General features: G+C 35.1%; 5 protein-coding genes. All 5 read left to right on the top strand.

Going from position 1 to position 13,825, the window contains the following annotated elements; all coding sequences use genetic code 11:
* Positions 1 to 21: 21 nt before the first annotated feature.
* The 5 genes from infB (at position 22) to AC3WV0_RS16995 (ending at position 13,755) form a co-directional block, all read left to right on the top strand.
* Entirely contained in the window at positions 22 to 3,033 is a 3,012-nt protein-coding gene (infB, locus tag AC3WV0_RS17015) for a translation initiation factor IF-2 (RefSeq protein ID WP_488847276.1), read from the top strand.
* 1,004 nt (positions 3,034 to 4,037) lie between these two features.
* Positions 4,038 to 7,055, top strand: coding sequence for a SusC/RagA family TonB-linked outer membrane protein (locus tag AC3WV0_RS17010; protein WP_488847274.1), 3,018 nt, complete (start codon positions 4,038 to 4,040; stop codon positions 7,053 to 7,055).
* Positions 7,056 to 7,065: 10 nt separating this feature from the next.
* Positions 7,066 to 8,520, top strand: coding sequence for a RagB/SusD family nutrient uptake outer membrane protein (locus AC3WV0_RS17005; protein WP_488847273.1), 1,455 nt, complete (start codon positions 7,066 to 7,068; stop codon positions 8,518 to 8,520).
* Between the two features lie 518 nt (positions 8,521 to 9,038).
* Positions 9,039 to 12,083 (top strand): SusC/RagA family TonB-linked outer membrane protein, encoded by a 3,045-nt coding sequence (locus tag AC3WV0_RS17000; protein WP_488847272.1) that lies wholly within the window; start codon positions 9,039 to 9,041, stop codon positions 12,081 to 12,083.
* Positions 12,055 to 13,755 carry a SusD/RagB family nutrient-binding outer membrane lipoprotein gene (locus AC3WV0_RS16995; RefSeq protein ID WP_488847271.1) on the top strand — a complete coding sequence of 567 codons (1,701 nt, stop codon included), beginning with the start codon at positions 12,055 to 12,057 and terminating at the stop codon, positions 13,753 to 13,755. Before AC3WV0_RS17000 ends, AC3WV0_RS16995 begins: the two co-directional genes overlap by 29 nt.
* The last annotated feature ends 70 nt before the right edge of the window (positions 13,756 to 13,825 follow it).

Here is a 13,825-nt window from a genome sequence, read left to right as displayed (position 1 = left end):
AAAAAACAGTAAATAATATAGATGCCAAAAATTAGATTAAATAAAGCGGTTAAGGAATTCAACATTTCGATGTCCAGATTAGTAGAATTTTTACAATCAAAGGGCATTGAGGTTGAAAGCAATCCTAACGCTCAATTGGAAGAAGCGGCATATTCTGCATTGGAAGCTGAGTTTGCCAAAGACGGCGAACAGCGAAAGGCTTCCCATGAGGTGGTGATCACAAAAGTTCCGGAAGAAAAGCTGGAAATTGAAGAAAAGAAAACCCCTGAAGTAATAAGAGCTAAAGCTAATAAACCGGAAACTAAGATTTTAGGTAAAATAGACTTAGAGCCTAAAAAACCTGAAGTGGAAGAAGCTCCTGCTCCGAAACCGGAACCTGTGGTGGAAGAGAAAAAAGAAGTTGCTCCTGAAACAAAAGCAACTCCTGAAAAACAGGAATTCAAAGTTCTGGATAAAATAGATTTGTCTCAGATCGAGTCTAGAAACAGACCGGTGAAAAAAGACAAACCAAAAACAGAGGATAAAAAAGAAGAGGAAAAACCTGTAGAAAAACCAGTTGAGGTTGTAAAAGAAACACCTAAACCAGCTGAGGAAGTTCCGTCAAAGCCTGTAGTGGCAAAAGAAGAAACTCCGAAACAGGATGATGATCAGCAGGAACCTCAAAAAATTGAAACCGTTTACCAAAAACTTGACGGTCCTAAAATTGTTGGTGAAAAAATCGACTTAACTCAGTTTGCCCCTAAACAGGGAGCCGGAGCTAAAAAGAAAAGAAAAAGAATTGAAAAGCCGGGCGGTAACAACCAGCAAGGTGGAAACAACAATAATCAACAAGGAGGAAACAACCAGGGACAAGGAAACCGTCCTCAAGGCCAGGGTGGACAAGGTGGAAACCGTAACCAGGGTCAAGGTGGACAAGGCGGAAACCGCTTTGGAAACAACCAGGGTGGCGGACAAGGGAACCGTCCTCAAGGTCAAGGTGGACAAGGCCAGGGTGGTGGAAACCGTTTCGGGAATAACCAGGGTAATCGTCCGCAAGGCCAGGGCAATCGTCCACAAGGTCAGGGCGGCGGAAACCGTTTTGGAAACAACAGACCAGGGCAAAGAACAATGCCTGTTGAACTAACTGATGAACAAGTTAAAAACCAGATCAAGGAAACCCTTGAAAAATTAACCAATAAAGGAGGTAAGTCTAAATCTGCAAAACACAGAAAAGATAAGAGAAACTTCCGTAGAGAACAGGATGAACGCCAGCAAGAGCTTGATGCAGCAGACAGAACATTAAAAGTAACCGAATTCATCACTGTTGGTGAATTGGCAAGTTTAATGAATGTGTCACCTACAGAAGTGATTTCTGCATGTTTCTCACTTGGAGTAATGGTTACCATGAACCAAAGGCTTGAAGCTGATACTTTATTATTAGTAGCTGACGAATTTGGTTATAAAATCGAATTCTCTGATGCGGATCTCGAAGAAACAGAGGCTGAAGATGAAATTGATAATGAAGAAAATTTAGTATCAAGAGCACCGGTAGTTACTGTAATGGGACACGTTGACCATGGTAAGACTTCATTACTGGATTACATCAGAAAGACCAACGTTATTGCGGGAGAATCCGGGGGTATTACCCAGCACATTGGTGCTTATAACGTTAAACTGGAAAATGGTCAGAGAATTACATTCTTAGATACTCCAGGTCACGAGGCCTTTACAGCGATGAGAGCCAGAGGAGCACAGATTACGGATATTGCAATTATCGTAATTGCTGCCGATGATGATGTAATGCCTCAGACTAAAGAAGCGATTGCTCACGCTCAGGCTGCACAAGTTCCTATGATTATTGCAATCAATAAGGTTGATAAACCGAATGCGAATCCGGATAATATCCGTCAGCAGCTTTCAGGATTAAACCCGCCGGTTTTAGTTGAAGAGTGGGGAGGAAATGTTCAGGCTCAGGAAATTTCAGCTAAAATGGGTAATAATATTGATCTTTTATTAGAAAAAGTATTATTACAGGCAGAATTATTGGAGCTAAAAGCTAATCCTGCACGTTCAGCAAACGGAGTTGTGATTGAAGCATCATTGGATAAAGGAAGAGGATATGTGGCAACTATGCTTGTACAATCAGGTACTTTAAAAGTTGGAGACTATGTAGTAGCAGGTAAAAACCATGGAAAGGTAAAAGCTTTGCTTGATGAAAGAGGTAAAAATCTTGCCGAAGCTGGGCCATCAATTCCTGCGACAATTTTAGGTCTTGACGGAGCTCCTACAGCAGGGGATAAATTCCGTGTATATGCTGATGAAAGTGAAGGTAAAGCGATTGCAAACAAAAGAGAACAGCTTCAGAGAGAATTATCGATCAGAACGAAAAAACATACGACACTTGAGGAATTGGGAAGACGTATCGCTTTAGGAGAGTTCAAGGAATTGAATATTATCCTTAAAGGGGATGTGGATGGTTCTGTTGAAGCACTTTCTGATCAGTTGCAGAGATTGTCAACAGAAGAAATCAGTGTGAAAATTCTTCACTCAGGAGTAGGCCAAATCACGGAATCCGATATCAACCTGGCAGCAGCATCTGATGCAATTATCATTGGATTCAATGTAAGAGCTGGTGCGAATGCAAAAGAACTTGCAGACCGTGAAGAAATCGAGATCAGAACATATTCTGTAATCTATAAAGCGATCGATGAGGTGAAAGAAGCGATGGAGGGAATGCTTTCTCCGGAAATTCAGGAGCAAGTGATTGGTAATGTTGAGATCCGTGAGGTGTTCAAGATTTCTAAAGTAGGTACCATTGCAGGTTGTATGGTTCTTACCGGTAAGGTTACAAGACAATCAAAAATACGTCTATTGAGAGATGGTATCGTTAAATTTGAAGGAGAACTTGAAAGTTTAAAACGTTTCAAAGACGACGTAAAAGAAGTAACAAAAGGCTACGAATGTGGACTTAACCTTAAAGGATACAATGATATCGAAGTCGGAGATATTCTTGAGGTGTATGAAGAGGTTGCTGTGAAGAAGAAGTTGAAGTAACAATTTTTTATGGCTAGTCCAAAAATACGTTAACAATTTTCGATTAAAATATTATCCGGAAGATATTGATTTTCCGGATTTTTTATACATTATTTCCATGATTTTCATCTTCAGGCTAGTGTGTGCTCTTTTATTGTTATAAATATGAATAGTTTCATTCACTTAATAATTTTAAGTCCTGAATATTTTGTATTTGTAAATGAGAAATTATATCTATCATTGTTCTCTAGGCTTTTTTGATAGATTTCACAGCAATGTTATAGTCTTTCATCTGAGTGATGGATGAGAGAGGAAGATTGTGGTTCTCTTTCCCCACAGCTATTTTAGAACCTTGACTGCATTTTCAGTATTCAAATTCGTTCAACTCGTGTCTCATATCTTTCTGCTATAAGCATTAGTGGCCAAAAATGAGTAATGGGCAATATATGATAGGCTTAAAATATCTGTTACTTTTGGGGCAAACTTTTTTGATCTATACCTTATTGACGATTTGAGATATCAATTATCATATTGAGAACTCTGACTTTAGGCTTATCATGGTCAGTTCTTCTGTAATTTTTGATGGTTTCTTTGGATTATAAAATCGTGTAAATAATTGGTTTGCTTTAAATTCCATACTGCCTGTTGCATATTTATTAATACTTTTAAGATAAGTAAATGTTAAAAAGTAATAAGGTCTCTATGGGGTACTTCTTTGAAAAATACCATGCTAAATATCCCTTTGTGTTGAAATATTATCATTTTGTTTAAGATTAAAATTTATAATAATTCTAAATAAGGTTTTGTAAAACGTTTTTAGATATGTTAAAATTTTTATTATAATATTACTTTATGTCTTTAAATTTCCAATCATTTGCGTTCTTGAAAAAAAAAACGTGGTATTAAATTAAGTATTTTTAAGTATAACTATATTACTGTTAATAAATTGTTAAGTATAAAAATTGCTAATGTTGAAATTTATTAACATATTTGTTTACTTTTTTAAAATATTAAAATTTGTTAATATGAATGTGAAATTACGTGTATTGAGTGCCGGAGTTTTGTTTTTTACAGGACAGGCTTTAATTGCTCAGAAAACTGATACTATTCCTAAAGAGAAAGCTATTGAAGAAGTAGTCATCGTAGGATATAGCGCTGTTCCAAAAGATACCTATGTTGGTACGGCATCGGAAGTAAATGCTAAATCTATTGAGTCTAAAAGTGTTTCTACTGTTTCTCAGGCGCTAGCTGGAGAATCAGCGGGTGTTACGGTTTTTAACACCTCTGGACAGCCTGGTACAGAAGCTACTATTAGAATAAGGGGGTTTGGTTCTGTAAATGGAAATAGAAATCCATTATATGTTGTTGATGGTATGCCGTATTCCGGAAATGTCTCTGCAATAAATCCGGATGACATTGAAACTATGGTAATTCTTAAAGATGCCACCGCAACATCAATCTATGGAGCAAGAGGAGCAAATGGAGTAATTGTCATTAATACGAAAAAAGGAAGAAAGAATCATTCTGTTGTTCAGGTTGAATCTAAAGTTGGGTTTAATATGAATCTGCTTCCACGATATGATGTAATACGATCTCCTGAACAATATGTAGAATTGAGTTGGGAGGCATTATATAATCAGGGAAGGTTAAATGGTAGTACTAACCCTGTTAATTACGCTAATACTAGATTATTTGGGGCGGGAGGTATTCAACCCCAGTATAATATGTGGAATGCTTCCGGAGATCAGTTAATAGATCCGTCAACAAGAAGATTTAGACCTGGTATTTCTAGAATATATGATCCGGAAAACTGGGAAGATTATGCTTTTCAGACATCTATTAGAACCGAGAATAATTTTACAATTAGCGGTGGTGAAGGTAAAACTACATATTATACAAACATCGGATACTTAAATGATAAAGGATACTCAATAAATTCAGATTTTGAAAGATATACTGGAAGATTAAATGTATCTCATCAGGCAAAAAGCTGGCTTAAAGGCGAGTTTAATATTGGTTATGCATACTCAAAAGCAAACAGAAATGGGCAAAGTTCTGATTCTGGAAGTATTTTCTGGTTTGTAGATAATATACCATCTCTTTATCCGCTTTTTCTAAGAGATGAGAACGGTAACATGGTGCCGGATCCTTATTTTGGAGGGTATGTATATGACTACGGAGACTCACCTGGTAGAGGGTTTGGTGCTTTTACAAATGCTATTGCTGACGCAAAATATAACTTAAATAAAACATACAAGCACGAATTAAATGCCAATATGTTTTTGAAGGCTGATATTACAAAATTTTTAAGTTTCGAAAACAGAATTGGTGGACAATACTATAATAGTAGTAATGACCAGGTGGATAACCCATATTATGGGAATGCAGCAAGTCAAAATGGATATATTTCTAAAAATAAAACAGAATTAATGTCTTGGAATTGGCTTCAACTCTTAAGATTTAATAAGAAGTTTGGAGATCACTCTGTTCATGCTTTTGCGGCTCATGAGAGTAATTCTTGGGAACAAAAGAATTTAAGTGCTGGAAGACCTAATATTGTTAATTATATACCTGAATTAAATCAAGCTGTTGGTGAAGCATTAACAGGATCTTATACATTAAATTATCAATTAGAAAGTTTCTTTGGTCAGGTTGATTATAATTTTCAAAATAAATATTACATAACTGGAACAGTTAGAAGAGATGGGTCCTCTAGATTTTTAAATAATAAATGGGGTACCTTTGCTTCTGTTGGAGCATCTTGGTTACTTTCTAAAGAAAAGTTTTTGGAGAATAATAAATATATTACTTATTTAAAGGCAAAAGCTAGTTATGGTAGTGTGGGAGATCAAGCAGGGGTAGGATATTATTCTGGATATAGAACTTATCCGATTGATAATTTCATGGGTTTACCAGCTGTATATTATAATGGACAAGGATATCCAAATTTATCTTGGGAGAAAGCAACAACCGGACAAGTTGGTTTGGAAATGGGATTCTTTAAGAATAAGGCAATAGAATTAAATGTGGATTACTTTAGAAAAAGGACGACAGATTTGATCTTTAATCAGAGTGTTGCGAATTCGACAGGAAGTCTTACACTAACAGTAAATGATGGAGTTTTGATTAATAAAGGTCTGGAAATTGACTTAAAAACTCATATAATTAGTCAAAAGGATTTCTATTTAGATTTTGGAATTAATGGACAGATTCTTAAAAATGAACTAACTAAAATGCCAATAGATTTATCATCATCAACTGGAAGTGACAAAATTATTGATACTTCATTATCTGGGTTTGGTAGATCGGTTGGACACTCCGTATATGATTTTTATATGCGTGACTGGGCTGGTGTGAATCAAGCTACAGGTGCAGGTCAGTGGTTTGTGAACTGGGTAGATACTAACGGAAATGGAGTTATGGATGCAAATGAAAATATTACAAACTTGGCAGAATATCAGCATAATAATCCTAATGCGAATATTTTAGAGGGAGTTACAGAAAATTATGCACTTGCAACACAAAGGTATATCGGTAAATCAGCTCTTCCGGATATTAGCGGAGCATTCAATTTAAATTTTGGCTTTAAATCCTGGGAATTAGGTGTTCAATTCTTGTATAGCTTAGGAGGTTATGGTTATGACTCCAAATACGCAGCTCTAATGGGTAATGGACAAGTTGGAAATAATAACTGGCACACAGATATTCTTAATAGATGGAATGAAGGAAATACAAATACAGATGTACCTAGATTAAGTTCAAATCGTGCAGGAGATACTAATTATGCATCTCTCTCTAGTAGATTCATTACAAGTACAGATTATTTGGCATTAAATAATATCAGATTAGGGTATAATATTCCTAAGCAATATTTGGATGCAATGGGAATAACTGGTCTTAATTTATTCGTTACTGGTGATAATCTTTGGATTAAAACCAAAAGAAAAGGTTATAACCCTTTAGTATCTGAAATTGGGTCTTCAAGTGTATATAATTACGCGCCGTTGTCTACTATTACATTTGGAGCAAGAATTAACTTTTAAAACTATCAAAATGAAGAGAATTATAGTATTAGCATCTTTAGGATTGTCGCTTTTAATGACAACTTCTTGTCAAGATGAATTTTTGGAGGCAAGTCCCACGCAGACTGCTCCAAGTGCTACGCCACAACAGAAACTTAATGGAATATATGTATTAATGGTTCAGACTGGGTCTGGAGGAACAAATCTTGATCATGATGACTTTGGTCAGAAAGGTTACGATATTTATGGAGACTTATTGTCTGGTGATATGGCACTGGAAGGAGTAAGTTATGGTTGGTATTCCAGAATTGCGAGTACTGATGATCAAGTTAATGCTACTAGTGCTTCAGGGCTTAAGGTGTGGAGATTTTATTATAAGATAATAAATGCGGCTAATGATGTAATTAAGGATTTAGGAGGTACAGATTACGTCCCAGCATCAGAAGAAGAACGTCAAATGATGGGGCAGGCTAAAACTTTAAGAGCATATGCTTATTTTTACTTACTTCAATATTTTACTCCAGGGTTTGATGCTTCGGCTGCTGCTATACCAATATATACAGCTCCTGATTCGCCTGCAGCAGGTAAATCGACTCAACAGCAAGTATATGATTTGATTATTGATGATTTAACTAAATCTATATCTTACTTGTCTGATTTTCAAAGACAGAACAAAGGTATGGTTAATCAGGCTGTAGCTAAAGGTATATTGGCTTATACTTATGCGGCTATGGGAAGAAATGCAGATGCTGCCGTGCAGGCAAAGTCCGTTATTAATGACTATGCATTTCCTCTTACAACCAGAGCTCAGTTAGTTTGGACCCAGGATACAGGACTGCAAGGAGGTTTTAATGATCTTAATACAAACAGTTGGATTTGGGGCTTTGATATCCAAATTGTTAATGGGTTAGATTTGGTAAGCTGGTGGGGGCAAGTCGATAGATTTACTTACAGTTATGCGTCTGCAGGTGATTATAAAGGTATGGATAATAATTTGTATAGTAGTATTAGCACGGACGATGCAAGGAGGTCACAATTTCAGTTCACAGTACGTCTTCCAACAAATAAGTTTTATGACTCAAAAAGGATAGTACAAGGCCAAAGACAGATTACAGCAGATTACTTATATATGAGGGTAGATGAGTATTATCTTTTAGCAGCAGAAACTTTGGCAAAGAGTGGACAAGAAGCTGAAGCCAAAACAATACTTAAAACATTATTGAATAATAGATATAATAATCCAGCATCGACTTTAACGTATATTGATGCTTTGTCAGGGGTAGATTTACAAAACGAAATATATAAACAGACTCGAATAGAGCTTTGGGGTGAGGGTAAATCTTATCTTGCTTTGAAAAGAAATAAAGCAACAGTTGTAAGAGGCTCGAATCATTTATTCTTAGTTGGTACACCACTAGCGTATAATGATCCCAGAATGTATTTTAAAATTCCTCAAAGAGAAATTGATGATAATCCGAATTTCTAATAACGAAGAGGCTGTCCAAAGACGGTCTCTTTTTTTTTGAAGCATATTTGCTAAGATAGAGGTATTCTTTTCTTCTTTAGCTTTAAGCTTGGAATATAGAGATTAGTTTTGATTTACCACATTAAACGGCAAGATACATTATTGTGTGGTTAGGTAAATTTCTTCTTTTATAACAACTTTTTTGATTACTATTTAAAGGTTTAACACATCTATATTTAATTTTAAAATTATTTTACTTTGATTATCAGGGATACTAGAGTGAAGATTTATCGGATTAGGATACATTATTAAATTTAGAACAATTCTAAATAATTTTCTATTATTAATAAACATTAGTGAATAAAATTTTGAAACAAATTTTTTTTACGTAAAAACAAATTATGACAAAAAAAATTAATTAGAATTTCATTTTTAATGAATCTATATATTTGGTTATCAGTAAATTGTGTATTTTTATTTCTTGGAAATTTTAATATTTATTAACATATTTGCCATTATAAATATTAAAATTTGTTAATATGAATGTGAAATTACGTGTATTAAGCGCAGGAGTATTGTTCTTTATAGGACAAACAGCTTACGCACAAAAGACAAAAAAAGACACAATAACTAAAGAAAAGACAATTGAAGAAGTTGTTGTTACTGGGGCACTAGGTATTAAGAAAAAGCAAGATGCTTTTACAAGCAGTAACACTGTTATTAAAACAGATGAACTAAAAAAAGCGGGTAACCCAAACGCTGTGCAAGCTTTGACAGGAAAGGTCTCAGGCTTACAAATTAATATCCCTAACAGTAGCGTAAATTCTCAGGCAACAATCAATCTTAGGGGACAAAGATCTATTACCGGTGATAATAGTGCACTTATTGTTATTGACGGAGCAATTTCTAGTGCTGCTGTTTTTCAGCAATTGCCACCTGAGATTATTGAAAGTACTAATATTCTTAAAGGTCAACAAGGGGCTGCTTTATATGGTGAACGAGGAGGAAATGGTGTTATAATAGTAACAACTAGAAAAGGAACCAATTCTGAAAAAATTAATTTTACTTTAAGTTCAAATATTGATTTTTCATCCGTATATAAACTTCCAATATATCAAAAAAAATATGGACAAGGATGGCCGGGAGATGGTACTTATGACCCAACTGATTATAATGGTACTAACTGGGTTCCTTTTGAAAATGGTTCTTGGGGTCCTGAATATACTCATCCTGCATTTGCAGGACAGGAGACTATTATAGGTTTGCCACAGGCAGATGGTAGTTTTAATAAAGGGTTGTTTGCTCCCATTGATAATCATTTAAAAAACTTCTTTAAGACCGGCATTTTGTTCCAAAACGGATTGTCTATGAACGCTGGAGGTAAAGACTCATATGCTTTTTTGTCTATTAACAGAGTGCAGAATGATTTTGTTGTAGATAGAGATCAGCTGAAGAGAAATAATATACTTTTTAAAGCTGGTAAAAAATTAGGTGATTTAAGAGTTGAAGGAACATTCAATTTAATAGACCAGCATACTTCTGAAACTGACTCTAATCTTTATGATCAATTACTACAGACTCCAACAAATGTTGATGTAAGAAAGTTTGCTAATTCCGGAATAATGGGAGGTTGGAGTGCTTATATTGATAACCCTTACTGGACAATCCAAAATGTAAGATACGATAATAAATCAACAAATTTTATTGGGAATTTAAAAGCGGAATATGAAATTAATAAAAATATTAATATTTCATATCTGGCCAATATACGTACATTAAGTAATTTAGCGGAAAGCCATAATAACGGTTATCAGTTTACAGATTTCTGGAATGCGCCGGGGACTATATTTGATGGAGGGAATCCAGAAACTTTATTTGCACATTCAGCAACTACTTCTAGCTACTATAAAAGTATCGATAAAAGATTTGAATATTACGGAGATTTGTTATTGAATTTTAATTATGATTTGACAAATGATATCAATATGAAGTTAAATCTAGGATTTAACAATACAGATACATCTTTCTCAATTGTTACACAAGGGGGAACCAACTTACAAGTTCCGGGCTTTTATCATATTAACAATGTCTTAAATCTTGATACAACAAGAAATTTAGCAAATACACAAACAAGAAGAAGAACCATTGCGGGTTTAGCCAACCTGGATTTGGCATACAAAGATTATTTGTATGTGAATTCAACTTTTAGATATGAAAAAAATTCCGGTACCGCTACAACAGCAACAGGTACAGACGAACTTACAATTAAATCAACTCCATATTACTCATTTGGAATTTCCTTTATTCCAACTAAAGCATTTGACTTTATTAGAGATAATAATGTATTGAATTATGCCAAATTAACAGCCAGTTATACAAGAGTAGGTAATGCATCGGGTATCCCAACATATGGTACAGATGAGGTTACGGGGGTATTACCTACAGGATACCCCTTCAATGTGGCCTCGTATACAATTAATAGAACACCAGTTGATCCAAACATAAATCCTGAATATAATTATTCAAAAGAGGCTTCTCTTCAGTTAGGCTTTTTTAAAGATAGAATTTCATTAGGGATGGCTGTTTATAAAACAGATGTGGATGATCTTATAACAAGAAAAACAACTTCTTCAGCTTCGGGAATCTCATCTTACTTGGCGAATGTAGGCGATATGACCAATAAAGGTTATGAGTTGGATTTGGAATTAGTTCCATTCAGATCAAAAGATTTTGAGTGGAAATTAAGTGGATCCTATTCTACATATAAATCTGAAGTTACAGCCTTAGATGGAGGCGTTGATCGTGTAAGTTTGTTGGCATATGGCACACCAAATGTTGGGATTTATGCTAAAGTTGGAGAGCAGTTTCCCTTAATCATGGGATCTGCTTATCAGCGAGATTCTGAGGGACGAATAATTGTAGGTTCTAATGGTATTCCTCTAATAAATTCGGAGCTACAAGTTTTAGGCAAAGTTAATCCGGATTATATTTTAGGATTTAATACATCATTTAGATATAAAGGTTTCACACTGTCCGGAACTGCAGATTATCGTACAGGTAATAGTTTTGTGGCTCTTACAAAAAGAGAACTTGCATTTGTTGGAGCATTGGAAGAAACTGCTGATTTTGATCGATCACAGGGGTATATTGTACCAAATTCAGTTCAATTGGTTAATGGACAATATGTTGCAAATAATACTCCTGTAAATGGGATTGGGAATTACACTAATGTGAACGCTTATTTCACGGGGCCATATAGAACTGTCGGTGAAAATATGGTTGTTGATGGTAGTGCTTTTAGAATAAGGGAAATAGCATTAAGCTATTCATTACCTAAGGCTTTATTACAAAATACTTTTGTTAATAGTATTACATTAGGGGTATATGCCAGAAATCCTTTTGTTTGGTATGCAAAATCAAATAGAAATTATGCCGATCCGGAAACTGCAAGCAATTCAGGAGCTATTGATCGAACCCCAGGTCAGGCTCTAGGTATCGGAGGCCCAAATGCTTTCGGGATAGCTTTTGCTGGGCAGTATCCAACTACAAGAACTTTTGGATTTAGTTTTAATGCAACTTTTTAAAATTAAAAAAATGAATAAAATAAAAAATACTTTTCTAATATTAACACTTTCTTTGTGCACAGTTTCATGTAATAATTATCTGGATATTAATGAAAACCCAAATGCTGCCCATATTGAAGATGTAGCGCCTTCTTTAGTCTTTCCAGGTGCAGTTACAGATATTCACAGAGTACAGACAGGTGGTACAGGCTCAATGATGGATTTTGGAAACTTAATGATGAACAGCTGGGGATCGAATGTGTATGCATTTGGTGGAGGATTCAGTAGAGAGTTCACTCTATCTACTGTAGATGGTTCTTTTTATGGAGGGATTTGGAATACCATATATCTTCAGTGCGCTAATTTTAAGCTTATAGAAGATTATCCAAATGCAGATCATAAGCAGGATTATTATGTAGCAATGGCTAAAATTATGAAAGCTTTCTACATGCAATATATCGTAGATTTATATGGGGACGCACCTTATACCGAGGCATTTCTTAGAAATGCGAATCAATCACCTAGATATGATGATGATAAAAATATTTATAAAGCATTAATTGGAGATTTAGAAATTGCTGTTGATCTTATAGATGCACAAAATTCAAGTGCAATTAATCCGGCATCTACCGATGTTGTATTTACTGGAAATATGGCTAACTGGAAAGCGTTTGCAAATACAATTAAGTTAAGAATGCTATTAAGGATGTCCAATTTAACAACCGGTGATATGTTAAGTTACAGAGACCAGAAATTGGCAACTCTTTCTGGAGCAGCATTTATAAACCAAAATGTTACAGTTAATCCAGGGTTTAGTAGTGCTAATGATGAAAAGATGAATCCGATAATTGCAGCATACAGAATTAATTCGGGTATGACATCTATTCCGCAAAATTATAATGCTATTACTGCTTCAGAGCATATTGCAATTTGTTTGAATGGAAATAGAATAGGGAATGTACAACCTTATTCATCAGATCCTTTTTATTCAAAATTCAGTAATATTATAGATCCCAGAAGTTTCAGAATATTCACTGGGGTAACTTATCAAGGAGTTGGTCAGGTAAAAGGTGTTAGACAAGGGGCTCAATCAGGGCAGCCAGGAGCACCTTTAGATCTAACAACTACATCAAGACCAGGGCCAGGTATGTTCAGTAGCTCTACGTCCGTTACTAGTGCAAATACTTCCACAAATTGGGCAGCTTTAATCTCCACAGGAAATACAAGGGGAGGTCTGGTAATGTCATTAGCGGAATCGAAATTTTTACAAGCCGAAGCAGCATTAAGATATCCTTCATTATTTTCGGATCCACAAAGCCGTTTTAACGAAGGGATAGATGCATCTGCAAGTTGGCTTGGTGCAAATAGCGCAAGTATGACAACCTATAAGACTGCAATTTCAACTAGAAATGGATTAGGATGGACAGGAACTGATGCTCAGAAATTAGAAGCTATTATGACACAAAAATGGTTGGCGCTGACAAATGTAAGTCCAGTAGAATCTTTTATTGATTATTTAAGAACAGGATACCCTTATACACCAATGGCAGTAACAGCTACTGTTGCAAATAAACCATATCGCCTGATGTATCCGATATCAGAATCTTCGGCTAATAGTGCTAATGTTCCTAGTTTATCTATGAATCAATTATTCACGAAAAATCAATATACTCCATTTTGGAATCAAAATTAAATTGATTATTTTTATTTACATCCCGCACAGTAAAGTGCGGGGTTTTTTATTCCCCATTATTTCTTATTTT

The sequence above is a fragment of the Chryseobacterium sp. 27AL genome, assembly GCF_057815395.1.
This window is presented reverse-complemented; position numbering and strand designations above follow the sequence as displayed.